11 protein-coding genes are annotated in these 16,814 nt (G+C 70.7%); 8 read left to right on the top strand and 3 right to left on the bottom strand.

Going from position 1 to position 16,814, the window contains the following annotated elements:
• Positions 1-123: 123 nt before the first annotated feature.
• A complete protein-coding gene (locus LZ604_RS26165) occupies positions 124-810 on the bottom strand; it encodes a DUF1707 SHOCT-like domain-containing protein (RefSeq protein ID WP_234517936.1) in 687 nt (228 codons plus the stop codon).
• Between the two features lie 212 nt (positions 811-1,022).
• On the opposite strand from LZ604_RS26165, the gene LZ604_RS26160 reads away from it, so the two are divergent.
• Entirely contained in the window at positions 1,023-2,693 is a 1,671-nt protein-coding gene (locus tag LZ604_RS26160; protein WP_234517935.1) for a fumarate hydratase, read from the top strand.
• A gap of 633 nt (positions 2,694-3,326) precedes the next feature.
• Here the strand turns inward: LZ604_RS26160 and LZ604_RS26155 are convergent.
• Positions 3,327-5,951 (bottom strand): helix-turn-helix transcriptional regulator, encoded by a 2,625-nt coding sequence (locus LZ604_RS26155; RefSeq protein ID WP_234517934.1) that lies wholly within the window; start codon positions 5,949-5,951, stop codon positions 3,327-3,329.
• 129 nt (positions 5,952-6,080) lie between these two features.
• On the opposite strand from LZ604_RS26155, the gene LZ604_RS36095 reads away from it, so the two are divergent.
• The 5 genes from LZ604_RS36095 to LZ604_RS26130 all read left to right on the top strand — a co-directional run bounded on the left by LZ604_RS36095 (position 6,081) and on the right by LZ604_RS26130 (position 12,916).
• Positions 6,081-6,557, top strand: coding sequence for a DUF6294 family protein (locus tag LZ604_RS36095; RefSeq protein ID WP_234517933.1), 477 nt, complete (start codon positions 6,081-6,083; stop codon positions 6,555-6,557).
• Between the two features lie 127 nt (positions 6,558-6,684).
• A complete protein-coding gene (locus LZ604_RS26145; protein WP_234517932.1) occupies positions 6,685-8,097 on the top strand; it encodes a class II fumarate hydratase in 1,413 nt (470 codons plus the stop codon).
• Between the two features lie 83 nt (positions 8,098-8,180).
• Entirely contained in the window at positions 8,181-8,873 is a 693-nt protein-coding gene (gene fomD / locus LZ604_RS26140; RefSeq protein ID WP_234517931.1) for a cytidylyl-2-hydroxypropylphosphonate hydrolase, read from the top strand.
• Positions 8,874-9,147: 274 nt separating this feature from the next.
• Positions 9,148-11,283: a SpoIIE family protein phosphatase gene (locus LZ604_RS26135; protein ID WP_234517930.1), complete on the top strand. Its 2,136-nt coding sequence runs from the start codon at positions 9,148-9,150 to the stop codon at positions 11,281-11,283.
• A gap of 169 nt (positions 11,284-11,452) precedes the next feature.
• A complete protein-coding gene (locus LZ604_RS26130; RefSeq protein WP_308283640.1) occupies positions 11,453-12,916 on the top strand; it encodes a catalase in 1,464 nt (487 codons plus the stop codon).
• Positions 12,917-12,974: 58 nt separating this feature from the next.
• Here the strand turns inward: LZ604_RS26130 and LZ604_RS26125 are convergent, their stop codons facing one another.
• On the bottom strand, positions 12,975-15,350 hold the full coding sequence (locus tag LZ604_RS26125; protein WP_234517929.1) for a transglycosylase domain-containing protein: 2,376 nt from the start codon (positions 15,348-15,350) through the stop codon (positions 12,975-12,977).
• Between the two features lie 238 nt (positions 15,351-15,588).
• Here LZ604_RS26125 and LZ604_RS26120 point away from each other — a divergent pair, with 238 nt between their 5' ends.
• Both LZ604_RS26120 and LZ604_RS26115 read left to right on the top strand, forming a co-directional pair.
• Positions 15,589-16,524 (top strand): SPFH domain-containing protein, encoded by a 936-nt coding sequence (locus LZ604_RS26120; RefSeq protein WP_234517928.1) that lies wholly within the window; start codon positions 15,589-15,591, stop codon positions 16,522-16,524.
• The gene (locus LZ604_RS26115; protein ID WP_234517927.1) at positions 16,521-16,769 is read left to right on the top strand and encodes a type II toxin-antitoxin system antitoxin; all 249 of its coding nucleotides are present in this window, start codon (positions 16,521-16,523) and stop codon (positions 16,767-16,769) included. The genes LZ604_RS26120 and LZ604_RS26115 overlap by 4 nt, the downstream gene beginning before the upstream one ends.
• Positions 16,770-16,814: the final 45 nt, after the last annotated feature.

Genomic DNA, 16,814 nt, shown 5'->3' with positions numbered 1-16,814 from the left:
AGACGATGCAGCAAGGCCTACCCGCTGTGCGCGCGCCTATGCACTGAGTTCCCAACCGACGGCATCACAGGGGCCGTTGAGGCCATCGGTGCGGGACCGGACCGATGCGTCAGGATTCAACCGTCAACGGTCCAGATGTTTGCGCAGAGCCCGGTCCACCTTGCCCGACACCCGGTCGAGAATGTCCGCGACCAGCTTGCCCCGCTTGGGCCGCGCCTCCACGTTGCCCAGGACGGCCCAGCCGTCGACGTAGACGACGGGTGCCTGCGAATCCTCCGAGTCCAGCGTCTGCACCTCGAAGTTGCCGAGGACCCCACCGCCGGTGCCGCGCAGCGACACGTTCTCCGGGACGCGGATCTGGACGTCGCCGAAGACCGAGACGGCCTTGATCACGACCTGCTGGTACTCGAAGATCGCCTCGCTGAGATCGATCACCACGCTGCCGAAGACCGAGTACACATGCAGCCGGCGCCCGGCGCGCCAGCGGCCTTTGCGCACGGACGCGCTGAAGACCGCCACCACGTTCTCGTCGGCCTGGGGCGGGACGGCGCCGGCCGCCGGGCGGTTCGACGCGTAGCCGTGCGCAGGACCCGGGCGCCCCTGGTGGGCGGCGGGCAGGTCCCGGATGAAGACCTCCAGCTCGCCGACCGTCTTGGCGTTCAGCACGCCCTCCACGCGCTCGGCGTGCTCTTCCGCGGTCAGGCGGCCCTCGGCGAGGGCGTCGCGCAGCATGTCGGCGATGCGGTCACGGTCGGCGTCCGAGGCGCGCAGCTCGGCGAGGCGGGGTCCGGTCTGCTTCTGAAGGTCCACGGCAGCAGACTACCCAAACGCGATAGATCGCGACTACCCCCCGTCGCGGCCTGTGGAAAACCGTTGCGTCCGGGTCGGCGCCCGCACCGGTAACCCGGGCGGACGCCCGAGTGAGCCTTACCTCACAGCTTCGCCCACGACGGCAGGTTCTACGCTGGTGAGCGCCCGCCAACGGGGGCGGGCACCATCTGTCGAGTGAGGAATGGGCTGAGATGCCTGAGTTCGCGTACACCGATCTGCTGCCCCAGGGAGAGGACACCACCCCCTACCGGCTGGTGACCTCCGAGGGTGTCTCCACCTTCGAGGCCGACGGGCGTACGTTCCTCAAGGTCGAGCCGGAGGCGCTGCGCAAGCTCGCCGAAGAGGCGATCCACGACATCCAGCACTATCTGCGGCCCGCGCACCTGGCCCAGCTGCGGCGCATCATCGACGACCCGGAGGCCTCGGCGAACGACAAGTTCGTGGCCCTGGACCTGCTGAAGAACGCGAACATCGCGGCGGCCGGCGTGCTGCCCATGTGCCAGGACACCGGCACGGCGATCGTCATGGGCAAGCGCGGGCAGAACGTCCTCACCGAGGGCGAGGACGAGAAGGCCCTCTCCCGCGGCATCTACGACGCCTACACCAGGCTGAACCTGCGCTACTCGCAGATGGCTCCGCTGACCATGTGGGAGGAGAAGAACACCGGCTCCAACCTCCCCGCCCAGATCGAGCTGTACGCGACGGACGGCGGCGCCTACAAGTTCCTGTTCATGGCGAAGGGCGGCGGCAGCGCCAACAAGTCCTTCCTCTACCAGGAGACGAAGGCCGTCCTGAACGAGGCCTCCATGATGAAGTTCCTGGAGGAGAAGATCCGTTCGCTGGGCACCGCCGCCTGCCCGCCGTACCACCTGGCCATCGTCGTCGGCGGCACGAGCGCGGAGTTCGCACTGAAGACCGCCAAGTACGCCTCGGCCCACTACCTGGACGAGCTGCCGACCGAGGGCTCCGAGCTGGGGCACGGCTTCCGTGACAAGGAGCTGGAGGAGAAGGTCTTCGAGCTGACGCAGAAGATCGGGATCGGCGCACAGTTCGGCGGCAAGTACTTCTGCCACGACGTGCGCGTGGTGCGCCTGCCGCGCCACGGCGCGTCCTGCCCGGTGGCCATCGCGGTCTCCTGCTCCGCCGACCGGCAGGCCGTGGCGAAGATCACGGCCGAGGGCGTGTTCCTGGAGCAGCTGGAGACGGACCCGGCGCGCTTCCTGCCGGAGACCACGGACGAGCACCTGGAGCAGGACGGCGACGTGGTCCGCATCGACCTGAACCAGCCGATGGACGACATCCTGGCGGAGCTGACCAAGTACCCGGTGAAGACGCGGCTGTCGCTGTCCGGGCCGCTGGTCGTGGCGCGTGACATCGCCCACGCCAAGATCAAGGAGCGGCTGGACCGCGGCGAGGAGATGCCGCAGTACCTGAAGGACCACCCGGTCTACTACGCGGGCCCGGCCAAGACCCCCGAGGGCTACGCGTCCGGCTCGTTCGGTCCGACGACGGCCGGCCGCATGGACTCCTACGTGGAGCAGTTCCAGGCGGCGGGCGGCTCCAAGGTGATGCTCGCGAAGGGCAACCGCAGCAAGCAGGTCACGGACGCCTGCGCGGCGCACGGCGGCTTCTACCTCGGCTCGATCGGCGGCCCGGCCGCCCGCCTCGCCCAGGACTGCATCAAGAAGGTCGAGGTCGTCGAGTACGAGGAGCTCGGGATGGAGGCCGTCTGGAGGATCGAGGTCGAGGACTTCCCGGCGTTCATCGTGGTGGACGACAAGGGCGACGACTTCTTCAGCTCGCAGGAACCCTCTCAGCCGACCTTCACGACGATCCCCGTGCGCGGCCCCGGCCTCGGCTGACACAGCCCCAGCACGCCACGGGGAGCCTCCGGCACTCCTTGCGTTCCAGTGGTCGTCGCAACACCCCGGCTCGGGGGATGCGGTGGACTCGGAGATCCGGGAGAACCGGGCGCCGGGTGGACGAAAGCCGGTCCCTCCCCTCTGCGGGACGGGACCGGCTCCCGTGTCGCCTCAGGCCGCCGACAGCCCTGAGACGTCTCGGCGCCGCGCGTCCGGGTGAGCTGACAGCGCCCCTGAGCGGGCCCTCGCCTACCTGGGATCGTCGCTTTGGATGGACGAAGAGGTCGGGCCGGAAACCCCGCGCGTTGAGCACCGTGTCCAGCTCGGACTCGTCAGGGGCGTCGGCGGACACGATGAGGGCTGCGCCGATGTCGTAGCCGAAGCCATCCATGCGCCGGCGGTCGTACTCCCGATGCTCCAGCCGAAAGCCGCGTTCAACGTCGCTGCGAACCCATCCCTCGCCCCGGGCCCGGACATCGGGCTCGCTCCGCGCGGGGCGGATGTCCACGAACGCGCGGCGATCCGGCCGCGAAGCCGGGACTTCCGCAACCAGCAGCGAAGCCGCCGACGGATACGGCGCCCCCGCCGCCCCCCGCCCGGACGGGCTGAGGGGTGCCGTCGGACGGAAGGGGATCAGCCGTCCAGCAGCAGTGCGGCCAGTTCCCTCCGGTTGGTGATGCCGAGCTTGTTGCCGATGCGATAGAGGTGGCCTTCCACCGTACGTACGGAGACGATCAGCCGGTCGGCGATCTGCTGGTTGGTCAGGCCGCGGGCCACCAGGACCGCTATCTCGCGCTCCCGCCGGGTCAGCGGCACGGGCCGGGCCGCCTCCAGCAGCGCGGGTGTACGGACCCCCTGGCACGCCTGAGCGAGCCGGTGCGCCCGGGCGGCCGCGGCGTGGGCCGGAGCTCGCTCTCCGCGGCGCAGATGCGTGCTCGCGGACTGCGCGGCGGCATCCGCGGCGGACAACAGGTCGCCCGTCTCCTCCCACAGGGCCGAGACGGCGCGCAGCCCCTCGCCGTCCGCGGTGCTCAGCGCGGCCGCATGGGCGGCGGCAGCCCGCACCCGCGGACCGTCGACCCGGCCGGCCAGCTCGGCCAGCCGCCCGGCGACCGAGGTGTCCCCCAGGCAGACCGCGGTCTGCAGGGCCAGCACCTCGTGCGCGTGCTGGCCGCGCCGGGCCGCTCCGTCGGCTCCCTCGTGGGCCAGGGTGATCGCATCGCTGAGCGCCCCCTCGACTGCGCTCACCCATGCCCGTACGAGGGCGAGTTCCGGATCGAGGACGGCGAGCGACGGGCTCCACTCGGCCTCCAGCTCGGCCAAGGAGCTCCGGGCGCCCGGCAGGTCGCCGGCGAGGGCCAGGGCGCGGGTCAGCGACAGCAGGCAGAAGTACACGAATCCGCCGGCGTTGCCGTGTTCCCGCAGGCCCACGAGCGCCTCCCGGAGCCGGCGCGTGGCGTCGGCCACCCGGCCCCGCGCGAGTTCGGCATCGCCCATGATGAAACCGCTGAGTTCGTTGCCGAATTCCTGGTCCTTGACCTCTTCCCGGAATGCGGCCGCGAGGACCTCCGCGTCCCGTAGGTAACCCGCCAGGCTCAGCCCCGTCGTCTGGGCCATGGTCAACGGAGCGCGCAGAAAGCCTAGTTGACTCGACCGGGCCGCTGCCTCATGACCCCGGGCGGCGGCCGGGGCCATTGCGTCGGCGCGGCCCGTCACCCCCAGAGCGGCGACCAGCCCGACCGAGGCCAGGATGACCGGCTCGTCCGGCAGGTCCGGTGCGTCGAGTGCCGTGGTGGCGCACTCGACGGCGCGAGCCAGGCGTCCCTGGGTCGCTTCGAGGTAGGCGCGCAGCGCGGTCAGCTGGAGCCGGAAGCCATCCTGCCGGACGCGTGCCTCCGCTTCCCCCAGCACGGCCTCCGCCTCGGCGGGCCCGCTCGTCACATAGGCCAGGGCCGGCACTCTGACCAGGGTCGCCCGTACGAGTTCGGCGTCCGTGACGGCCATGGCGGTGAGGACGGCCAGCTCGTCCTTGACGTCCTCGTGACGGGTGGTGGCGGCGAGGGCGGTCGTGACCAGCAGCTGTGCCTCGAACCCGGCGCCGGCGGCGACCGCCCTTCTGGCCAGCCGTTCGACCAGCGGCATGTCCATGAGACGCGCGGCATGCGCGGCCGCCTCGGTGAAGAGCGCCGGATCCGGCGGCAGGTCCGAGTCCACGGCGAGCACGGCCCGGCGCAGCGTGTTGTCACCGTGGTGTTCGGGGTGGCCGGCCAGCGCCGTCGCCATCCGGCCGCGGAGCCGGCGCGCGCGCAGAGTGCCGAGGGCCGCGCGGCGCGCCTCGCCGTAGAGGGGGTGGGCGAGCCCGGCCCACAGGGTGTCCCCCGCCTGTTCCACGGTCACCAGCCCCCGTGCCTCGGCCTCCTCGATCGCGGCCGCGTCCACCAGTTGGGCCAGAAGGGCGATGTCGAAGGGCTCACCGAGTGCGAGCACATCCACCACATCCCTCAGGGGGCCGGAGAGTTCGCCCATGCGCGTCGCGACCAGGTCGGCGAGCACCGGTGAGACGGACGGCGTCCCGGACCACCGCCAGGTCCCCCGCACACGGCGCAGGTTGCGCGCCTCCAGCTCGCTCTCGACCACATGGCGCAGGATCAGAGCGTTGCCCCGGGTGAGTTTCCACAGCCGGCCTGCGGTGGTGCTGTCCACGGGCCCGCCGAGAACCGCCTCGAGCGCGGCGGCGGTCTGCGGTTCGGACAGCGGCTGCACTTCCAGCCGTTCCAGATGTCCGTCCTTCCACAGTGCCGTCACGGCGTCCGGGGCCGGGCAGCCGGCCCGCACCGTGATCACGACCGCAGCCGCCTGCCGCAGCACCAACTGGTGCACCAGCAGCGCGGACAGGTCGTCGAGCAGGTGCGCGTCGTCCACCGCGACCACCGCTCCCGCCGGCCCCGCGCCGTGGAGCAGCGCGTCCAGGGTCCGGTTCAGCGTCCGGGAGGCGTCCCCGCCACCGGGTTCGGTCCACGCGGCGAAGGCCCCCAGCGGCAACGCCCTCGCCGAATCCGTGCCCGTCGCCCACCTGGTGACGGCCCCGCGCCGCACGGCCGCGGCGACCGCTTCCCGGGCGAGCCGGGTCTTGCCCACCCCGGCCGCTCCCGAGAGCAGCACGCCGCGCGTGCCCCGGCCGCTCCGCCCCGCCCTGTCGATGAACTGCAGTTCTTCCGTGCGGCCGGTCAACGGCCATTCCCGCCCCAGTTCCCCCACATGAGGATCCTACAAACCGGGACATCCATCCCGAAACCCAATTCGAGTAGCCAACTACTCGTGACCGCCCGTACCGGCGCCCCGATCCTGGTCCAGCACCCCCACCAACGGTGAGGAAAGGAACATTCAGTGAGCAACATCCGGAGCACCGGCGTGATCCGTCGGCCCCGCAAGCTCGTGGCCACCGCCGTGGCCACCGCCGCCCTGACCGCCGTCGCCCTGGTCCCCACTGTGGGTACGGCCGACGCCTCGGTCCACGCGCCGGCCTGGAAGTCATTCACGTGGGGCACCCTGCGCAGTGGCGACTGCACCATGTTCTCGGGTGCGAGGTGGACCGTGTACCCGGACGGTACGGCTTACTTCCGGGCCACGGTCACCAGCAGCGACAACCACGACGCCTGGCTGATGCGCGTACGTCTGAAGGACGCGAACGGAGCCGTTCTCACGGCTCTGCGCAACGCGCGGATTCAGGACCCGGCGAGCCCGACCAAGTTCGTGAAGAACCTGCCCGACCACACCCAGCGCTACGTATGGACGGCGAAGGGGAACTTCGACCCCGGCTGGTACGACGACATCCGGCGCATGTCCCTCGTCAACAGCTGCTGACCGCAGCCCACGGTAACCCGCCGTCGAGCCTGCCGCGACAACGGCGGCAGCGCGTCGGATCCTGGAACGGGAGTACGGGAATAGTCGTCGCCCGTCACGTGCTCCCGTTCCAGGAGGTATGACGACGATGACCACAACGGCCGACGCGGACGGCAGCCGGCGATACCGCACCGAGCACGACTCCATGGGCGAGATCCGGGTTCCCATCGACGCCAAGTGGCGCGCCCAGACCCAGCGCGCTGTCGAGAACTTCCCCGTCTCCGGGCAGCGGATCGAGCGCGCGCACATCGAGGCGCTCGCGCGGATCAAGGGGGCCGCCGCCAAGGTCAACGCGGAGCTCGGCGTGCTCGGCAAGGACGTTGCCGACGCCATCCAGGAGGCGGCCGCCGAGGTGGCCGAGGGGCGGTGGGACGAGCACTTTCCCGTGGATGTGTTCCAGACCGGGTCGGGCACCTCGTCCAACATGAACACCAACGAGGTCGTCGCCACCCTCGCCAGTGAGCGGCTCGGGCGCGACGTGCATCCGAACGACCACGTGAACGCCTCACAGTCGTCCAACGACGTCTTCCCGTCGTCCGTGCACATCGCCGCCACCGCCGCCGTCACCCACGACCTCGTCCCCGCCCTCGATCACCTCGCCACCTCTCTCGAGCGCAAGGCCGACGAGTTCGCCGATGTGGTGAAGTCAGGGCGGACTCACCTCATGGACGCAACGCCCGTGACGCTGGGGCAGGAGTTCGGCGGCTACGCCGCGCAGGTGCGGTACGGCATCGAGCGGCTGAACGCCTCACTGCCCCGCCTGGCCGAACTGCCGCTGGGCGGCACCGCGGTGGGCACCGGGATCAACACCCCGCCCGGCTTCTCCGCCGCCGTCATCGCCGAGCTCGCCCGGTCCACCGGACTGCCGCTCACCGAGGCGCGCAACCACTTCGAGGCACAGGGCGCGCGGGACGGCATCGTCGAGACCAGCGGGCAGCTGCGGACCATCGCCGTGGGACTGACCAAGATCGCCAACGATCTGCGCTGGATGGCCTCCGGTCCGCGCACCGGACTGGCCGAGATCGGCCTGCCCGATCTGCAGCCGGGGTCCTCGATCATGCCCGGCAAGGTCAACCCGGTCATCCCCGAGGCCGTCCTCATGGTCGCCGCGCAGGTCATCGGCAACGACGTGGCCATCACCACCGCGGGCGCCTCCGGCAACTTCGAACTGAACGTCATGATGCCGGTCATCGCGAAGAACGTGCTGGAGTCGATCCGGCTGCTCGCCAACGTCTCGCGGCTGCTGGCCGACCGGACCGTCGACGGCATCGTCGCCCACCGGGAACGCGCCCGCGAGTACGCCGAGTCGTCGCCCTCCGTCGTCACGCCGCTCAACAAGTACCTCGGCTACGAGGAGGCCGCGAAGGTCGCGAAGAAGGCGCTCGCCGAACGCAGGACGATCCGTCAGGTCGTCCTGGAGGAAGGCTATGTGGAGCGTGGCGACCTCACGCTCGAACAGCTTGACGAGGCCCTGGATGTCCTGCGGATGACGCGCCCGTGACGTCGGGCAACGGCTTGCCCGCCGTCGTGTGAACCATGACGCCCGCCGCAGCGTCGTATGCCTGGGGCACCTAATATCTGTGCATGGCAGACGGCGGAGCGGTGAGACGAGTGGAAGCGGGCGGGTCGACGACGTACTGGGCTCCGGGGGACCGGATCCTCTGGCGCTACCGTGAGAACGCCGGTCCACGCTTCCACATCGCACGACCCGTCACCGTGGTCAGGGACGACGAGGAGCTGCTCGCCGTATGGATGGCCCCCGGCACCCAGTGCGTCAAGCCGGTCCTCGCCGACGGCACGCCGCTGCACGCCGAGCCGCTGGAGTCCCGCTACACCAAGCCGCGGACCGTGCAGCTCGACCGCTGGTTCGGCACGGGCGTGCTCAAGCTGGCACGGCCCGGCGAGCCCTGGTCGGTGTGGCTGTTCTGGGATCCGGGCTGGCGGTTCAAGAACTGGTACGTGAATCTGGAGGAGCCGCTGGTGCGCTGGGCCGGCGGGGTCGACTCCGAGGACCACTTCCTCGACATCTGCGTCTACCCCGACCGCAGCTGGGGCTGGCGCGACGAGGACGAGTTCGTGCAGGCGCAGCGGGACGGTCTGATGGACGCGCGGCTGGCCGACCGGGTGCGGCAGGCGGGACGGTCCGCGGTGGAGGTGATCCGCACCTGGGGAGCGCCCTTCTCGGACGGCTGGCAGCACTGGCGCCCGGATCCGTCCTGGCCGGTGCCGCAGCTGCCGGAGGACTGGGATCGCATACCCGCGTACGCGGCCTCATGAGACCCTTGTTGCGCCCCCGCGGTACAACCGTAGGATCGTCCTCCGCAAGGGCACAGCACAGCAACTCCCACAATATGCGCTGGGTTTGACCGAACGTCACCGAGGGGCGGCAGGACGTGAGCGTGGGGTACGAGGGCCATACAGGGACGGCTGGGCCGTCGGGCGGATCGGCGACGGCCTGTCACCATGCGGGAATTCCGTTCCTGGGGCACGTATTCCGGGTATCGGCTTCTCGGCGGGACCAACTGCACGCACGGCGCGCAGCCCCGGACGGATGGATTCGACACGCGTGACGGAGCACCCGACCTCCCACGAGCGCCCCCAGGCGGGCGTCGGCCCCGCGGACCCCCGCGGGGCGCTCCTGCGTACCCCGGAGCCGCTGCCTTCCGCGCCGGCCGCCCCGCCGGCCCCCGCGTTACCCGCACAGACCCGGACCGGCGGCGTGTCCGCCGCTCCCTCCGTGCCCCTGCCCTGCGCCCAGCACGGACCGCCGGGCAACCAGGGCGGAACGCCCACCCCGCTGCCCGCGGCGGAGGGAGCCGAGCACTCCCAGCCGGCCGCCGACGAGCCGGATGCGCACCGGCCGCGACCCGCGCCCGAGGGCGGCATTCCCGTCCAGCCGGGTGCCGGGCAGGACCGTGCCTCCCATCTGCCCGGGGGCAAGGACCGGCGCACCGGCAAGACACCGCCGCCGCACGGCCCCATGCCGATGCGGCGCGACGGGGACCGGCTGCGTTTCGTGGGCGCCGCGACCCGGCGGATCGCCCGCGGCATAGACCTCGACGAGATCGTGATGGGCCTGTGCCGGGCCACCGTGCCGACCTTTTCGGACACGATCCTCGTCTATCTGCGCGACCCGCTGCCGGTCGGTGACGAGCGCCCCACCGGTCCCCTGGTGCTGCGGCTGCGGCGCACCGACCGGATCCCGCAGGAACGGGACCTGGAGGAGGGGATCCTGCCGGTGCCGGCGGTGGAGAACTCCGGGCTCGCGGATCGGAGCAACGAGCTGTGCGAGGTGCTCCCGGGCGGAGCGCTCGCCGAGGTGCTGCGCGGGGTGCGGCCCGTGTTCGCGGACGCGCCCGCCGCCCGTGCCGCGCTCCCGGAGCTGCTCGGCGAGGATCTCGCGATCCCTCCCGGTCAGCGCGCGATCCTGGCGCCGCTGCGGGGGCGGCGGCGGGTCATCGGCGCCGCCCTGTTCCTGCGCCGTCCCGAGCGGCCGGCGTTCGAGGCGGACGATCTGCTGGTGGCCGCGCAGCTCGCCACCCACAGCGCCCTCGGCATCGACAAGGCGGTGCTGTACGGCCGCGAGGCGTACATCGCGGACGAGCTGCAGCGCACCATGCTGCCGGAGACCCTGCCCAACCCGACGGGTGTGCGGCTCGCGTCCCGCTATCTGCCGGCCGCCGAGACCGCACGGGTCGGGGGCGACTGGTACGACGCCATTCCGCTGCCCGGCAGCCGGGTGGCCCTCGTCGTGGGGGACGTCATGGGCCACTCCATGACGTCCGCGGCGATCATGGGGCAGCTGCGCACGACGGCCCAGACGCTCGCCGGGCTGGACCTGCCGCCGCAGGAGGTGCTGCACCACCTCGACGAGCAGGCCCAGCGGCTGGGCACCGACCGCATGGCGACCTGCCTGTACGCGGTGTACGACCCGGTCGCGCACCGCATCACCATCGCCAACGCCGGTCACCCGCCGCCGGTGCTGCTGCATCTGGGCGGCCGGGCGGAGGTGCTGCGGGTGCCGGCGGGCGCCCCCATCGGCGTGGGCGGGGTCGACTTCGAGGCGGTGGAGCTGGACGCCCCGGCGGGCGCGACCCTGCTGCTGTACACCGACGGCCTGGTCGAGTCCCGGCTGCGGGACGTGTGGACCGGTATAGAGCAGCTGCGGGAGAAGCTCGCCGCCACCGCCCAGCTCACCGGCGCGGACCATCCGCCGCCGCTGGAGGCGCTGTGCGACGAGGTGCTCGACATGCTCGGCCCGGGCGACCGGGACGACGACATCGCGCTGCTCGCCGCCCGTTTCGACGGGATCGCGCCGAGCGATGTCGCGTACTGGGTCCTGGAGCCCGAGGACGCGGCACCGGGCCGGGCCCGGCGCCTCGCCCGGCGGGCGCTGGCCCGCTGGGGCCTGGAGGAGCTGACGGACTCGGTGGAGCTGCTGGTCAGCGAGGTCGTGACCAACGCCGTGCGCTATGCGTCACGGCCGGTGACGCTGCGGCTGCTGCGTACCGACGTGCTGCGCTGCGAGGTCGGCGACGATGTGCCTCAGCTGCCGCGACTGCGGCAGGCCCGCGCCACGGACGAAGGCGGCCGGGGGCTGTATCTGGTGAACCGGCTGGCCCGGCGCTGGGGCGCGACCCGGCTGAGCACGGGAAAGGTGGTCTGGTTCGAGCTGAACCGGGGGTGAGGCCAAGGGCCGGGGGCCGGTCCAGGTCCCGGAAGGGCCCTGATCACCGCCTGGAAGAGTACCGGAATTGGACCCCGTCCAAATGTTGCCGACGTCCCGTCGGCGGAGTTGACTGCTGGGGTGACCGAAGCGACTCGACCGACCCCCTAAGCATGACGGGAGGACGCTCGTGACCCAGGTACCCCAGTCGGTTCCCTACACCACCACCAATGCGGGCATCCCGGCGGAGAGCGACGAGCACTCGCTCACCGTCGGCTCGAACGGCCCGATCCTTCTCCAGGATCATTACCTGATCGAGAAGATGGCCCAGTTCAATCGCGAACGGGTTCCGGAGCGGGTGGTGCACGCCAAGGGCAGCGGCGCATACGGATTCTTCGAAGTCACCAACGATGTCAGCCAGTTCACCAAGGCAGACCTCCTCCAGCCCGGCAGGCGCACGGAGATGCTCGCGCGCTTCTCCACCGTCGCCGGCGAGCTGGGCTCCCCGGACACCTGGCGCGACCCCCGCGGTTTCGCGCTCAAGTTCTATACCGAACACGGCAACTACGACCTCGTGGGGAACAACACCCCGATCTTCTTCGTCCGGGACCCGATGAAATTCCAGGACTTCATCCGCTCCCAGAAGCGCCATCCGGTGACCGGGCTGCGCAACAACGACATGCAGTGGGACTTCTGGACCCTCTCCCCCGAGTCCGCGCACCAGGTGACGTGGCTGATGGGCGACCGGGGCATCCCGAAGACGTACCGCCATATGAACGGCTACTCCTCCCACACCTACATGTGGATCAACGGGGGCGGCGAGAAGTTCTGGGTCAAGTACCACCTCAAGACCGACCAGGGCATCGACTTCCTCACCCAGGAGCAGGCCGACGAGCTGGCGGGCAAGGACGCCGACCTGCATCGCCGTGATCTGTACGAGGCGATCGAGCGCGGCGAGCACCCGTCCTGGACGATGCATGTGCAGGTGATGCCGTTCGAGGACGCGCCGGACTACCGGTTCAACCCGTTCGACCTGACGAAGGTGTGGCCGCACGGCGACTACCCCCTGATCGAGGTCGGCCGGATGACCCTGAACAGGAACCCGGAGGACTACTTCGTCCACATCGAGCAGGCCGCGTTCGAGCCCTCCAACATGGTGCCGGGCATCGGCCCGTCCCCGGACAAGATGCTGCTCGGCCGGCTCTTCTCGTACCCGGACACCCACCGCTACCGCATCGGCCCGAACTACACCCAGCTGCCGCCCAACCGGCCGCGCGTGGACGTGCGGTCCTACGCCAAGGACGGCCCGATGCGCTACGAGCCCGCGCACACCGCGAGGCCGTACGCGCCGAATTCCTACGGCGGACCGGCCGCGGCCGTCCAGCAGTTCGGCGACCCCGCCGGCTGGCAGACGGCGGGCGAGATGGTGCGGGAGGCGTACCGGCTGCACCGCGAGGACGACGACTTCGGCCAGGCCCACACGATGGTCCGCCAGGTCCTGGACGAGGCGGCCCGTGACCGGCTGGTCTCCAATGTCACCGGGCACCTGCTGCAGGGGGTCTCCCGCCCGGTCATGGACCGCGCGCTGCAGTACTGGCGCAACATCGACAAGGAGGTCGGCGACCGCATCGCCAACAACGTCAACGGAGGCTGAAGCCTACGACGAGGAGTGCGCCCGGTGGCAGGTCCGCCGGGCGCCCTCGTGCTCCTTGCTACTGCGCGTTCGGATCGAGCGGATCCACCGGAGTCGTCGGCGGCGTGGTGACCGGAGTGCTCGGTGCGTTCGTCGTCGGCGTCTGGGTGGGCGTCTGGCTCGGGGTCGGCGGAGCCGAGCTCGTCGGCGGCTGGGACGTCGGCTTCTGCGTGGTCGGCGTCGACGACGGCGTGCTGCTGGGCGACTGCGAGAGGGTCGGCGTCACACTCGGCTGGACCGCCGCGCCCTGCGTGGTGTCCAGGTCGAACGTGCTGACCTCGCCCATCGCCTCGAAGGTGTACGCGGCCCAGATCTGCGCCGGGTACCCACCGCCGTTGATACGGCCGCTGCCCGGGATGCGGCCCGTGGCGCCCGTCAGACCGACCTGGGCGCCGTTCTTGGCGCTCTCGCCGAACAGGCCGACGGAGGTGACCAGATCGGGCGTGTAGCCGGTGAACCAGGCCGACTTGTTGTTGTCGGACGTGCCCGTCTTGCCGGCGACCTGCTGGCCGCGGCGCGCCGGGTTCTCCCGGACCGACGTCTGGGCCGTACCGTCGTCGACCACGCCGGTGAGCACCGAGGTGACCGTGTCGGCGGCCGTGCGGCTGATGACCTGGCTGCCGATCGGGTCGGGGAGCTTGACCGTGCTGTCCTTGTGCTCGGCCGACTTGATGATCGCCGGGGTGACCTTCCGGCCGTGGTTGTCGAGGGTGGCGTAGATGCCGGCCATCTCCAGCGGGCTCGCGCCCATGCTGCCGAGGGTCTGCGCGGGCACGGCCGGCAGGCCCTTGGTGTCCATCCCGAGCGAGTTCGCGACCTTCAGCACCTCGGGCATGCCGACGTCGACGCCCATCTGCGCGAAGACCGAGTTGACGGACTTGTTCATCGCCGTCTGGACGGTGATGGGGCCGTAGTCCTGATCGTCCTCGTTCGGCGGGGCGAAGCCGATCGCGCTGCCCTTGACCGGGCGGCGGCTCGTGCCGTCGTAGATCGTGTTGGCGGTGATCGCCCGGCCGTCCTGCGTCTTGGCCTGGTCCTCCAGCGCGGCCGCGAGGATCAGCGGCTTGAAGGTGGAGGCGGGCTGGTAGTCACGGCGCGTCGCGTTGTTGCGGAAGTGCTTGAAGTAGTCCAGGCCGCCGTACATGGCGAGCACCCGGCCCGTCTTCGGGTCGACCGACACGGCCCCGGGCTGGACATCACCGTCGACGGAACGCTTCTTCGGGTTCAGCTTGCTGGTCAGCTGCTGCTTGACCGCCTGTTCCAGCTCGCGCTGCTTCTTCTTGTCGATGTTCACCGTGATGGTCCAGCCGCCGGCCTTCACCAGCGCCTCCGCGTCACCGATGGAGGCGGCGGTGCCCTGGGCGACCAGCTGCTTCTCCAGCTCCGCGTTGGCCGCGTCCACCAGGTAGCCGGTCTGCCCCTCCATGCCGGGCGCCGCCTTGGGCGCCTTCGGCACCGGGAACTTCATGGCCTGGCGCTCGCCCGCGTCCAGCCAGTGCATCTGCACCATGTTGTCCAGGACGTAGTTCCACCGGTTCTGCACCAGCTTCTTGCCGGTGTCGCTGGCGATGGCCCAGTCGTACTGGTTCGGCGCCTGGAGCAGGGAGGCGAGGTACGCGCCCTGCTCGACCGTGAGCTTCTTGGCGTCCTTGCCGTAGTACGCCTGCGCGGCGGCCTGGATGCCGTAGGCGCCGCGGCCGTAGTAGCTGGTGTTGATGTAGCCCGCGAGGATGTACTCCTTGGACTTCTTGCGGTCCAGCTTCAGCGAGATGACCAGTTCCTTCAGCTTGCGCGTGACGGTCTGGTTCTGGTTCAGGTAGTAGTTCTTGACGTACTGCTGGGTGATCGTCGAACCACCCTGGGCGCCCTTGCCGGAGAGGGTGTTGAGCAGACCGCGGGCCGTGCCCTTCAGATCGACGCCGGAGTCGTCGTAGAAGGTCTTGTTCTCGGCCGCGACGAAGGTGTGCTGGACGGCCTTGGGGACCTCGGCGAGGGCGACGTTCTCCCGGTTGATCTCGCCGGTGCGGGCGAGGATCGTGCCGTCGCCGTACTTGTAGACGTTGCTCTGCAACTTGGCGGTGGCGTTGCCCTCCGGGATGGGCGTCACGATGTACAGCAGCACGAACGCGCCCATGGTCAGCAGCACGAAGCCGAACAGCGAGCCGACGACCTTCTTCCAGGTGAAGAACCGGCGTATGCCGCTCTTCCCGGACTTCCCGTTCCTCGCGGCCCTGGCACCCCTGCCGCGCGCGGCGGCCCGGCCGCCCGCCGACGGGGAGTTGGTGGTCCCGGCGACCCCCGGGGTCCCGGTGGCTCCGGCCGTCCCGGACGAGCGCTTGGGCGCCGCGCGGCGGCCACCGCGCTGTCGCGCTCGTCTCTCTTCCGCTCGTCCCATGAGTGGATCCGCTCCGCTTCCTTCTCGGCTGTCACACAGGTACGTGGCCCAGGTCAGCTCAGAAAGCTAACACCGCGCGGTACGACAAAGGGGCGGCGATCCCCCCTTTTACGGACGTGACAAACCGCACCTGTCCCACCGGAACCGACGACCAGGAGGCGTGGAAGGTTGTCAGGCTGGGTAATGTGATATCACTTAGCTAAGTCAGAGCTATGCAGGGAAACGGGGGACACCACCCATGTCGACACAAGACGCATCCACCGCCGCCGACATACCGGAGATGCCGAGTCCACGCGTACGGGAGTTCCCGGCGCACAGCGTGGGCGGCGGCACGGCGCTGCTCCTCGGGCTGGCCGGGCTGGTACTGGGGGTGGTCCTGGTGGCCTGCGGCTCGACGCTCGCCGCGCCCGGCGCCAAGGCCGCACTGATCGCCGCCGGCGTCCTGGCCGGCCTCGCGGCGGTCACCGGGATGGGCGGCCTGAACACGGTGGCGCCTGGCGAGGCCCGGGTCGTGCAGCTCTTCGGGCGCTACCGCGGCACGATCCGGCAGGACGGACTGCGCTGGGTGAACCCCTTCACCTCACGCACCAAGATCTCCACCCGGGTCCGCAACCACGAGACCGCCGTCCTGAAGGTCAACGACGCGTACGGCAACCCGATCGAGCTGGCCGCGGTGGTGGTCTGGAAGGTCGAGGACACCGCGCAGGCCACCTTCGAGGTGGACGACTTCCTGGAGTTCGTCGCCACGCAGACCGAGGCGGCCGTGCGGCACATCGCCATCGAGTACCCCTACGACGCCCACGAGGAGGGCGCGCTCTCGCTGCGCGGCAACGCCGAGGAGATCACCGAGAAGCTCGCCGTCGAGCTGCACGCGCGCGTGGAGGCGGCCGGGGTGCAGATCATCGAGTCCCGCTTCACGCATCTCGCGTACGCTCCGGAGATCGCCTCCGCGATGCTCCAGCGGCAGCAGGCCGGTGCGGTGGTCGCCGCGCGGCGGCAGATCGTCGACGGTGCGGTCGGGATGGTCGAGGCGGCGCTCGCCCGGATCGCCGAGCGGGACATCGTGGAGCTGGACGAGGAGCGGAAGGCGGCGATGGTGTCGAACCTGATGGTGGTGCTGTGCGGGGACCGGGCACCGCAGCCCGTGCTCAACACGGGGTCCCTCTACCAGTGACGGATTCCTCCGGGGGCCCGGCCCCCCAGCGGCGGCCGCAGCAGCGCAAGCAGGTGCTGCTGCGGCTGGACCCGTCGGTGTACGAGGCACTGGCCCGCTGGGCCTCGGACGAACTGCGCTCCGCCAACGCGCAGATCGAGTTCCTGCTGCGGCGCGCCCTCGCCGAGGCCGGGCGCCTGCCCGGCGGGGCCAAACCGATCCCCCGGCGGGGACGGCCGCCGGCTTCGGACGAGCCGGAGAGGTAGAGCGGCAGGCAGGGCTGCGGCCAGGCCGGCATGGCGGCGTCGGGC

The sequence above is a fragment of the Streptomyces glomeratus genome, from assembly GCF_021462825.1.
GTDB lineage: Bacteria > Actinomycetota > Actinomycetes > Streptomycetales > Streptomycetaceae > Streptomyces > Streptomyces glomeratus.
The sequence above is the reverse complement of the archived record's forward strand: the minus strand, read 5'-3'. Positions and strand labels throughout refer to the sequence as shown.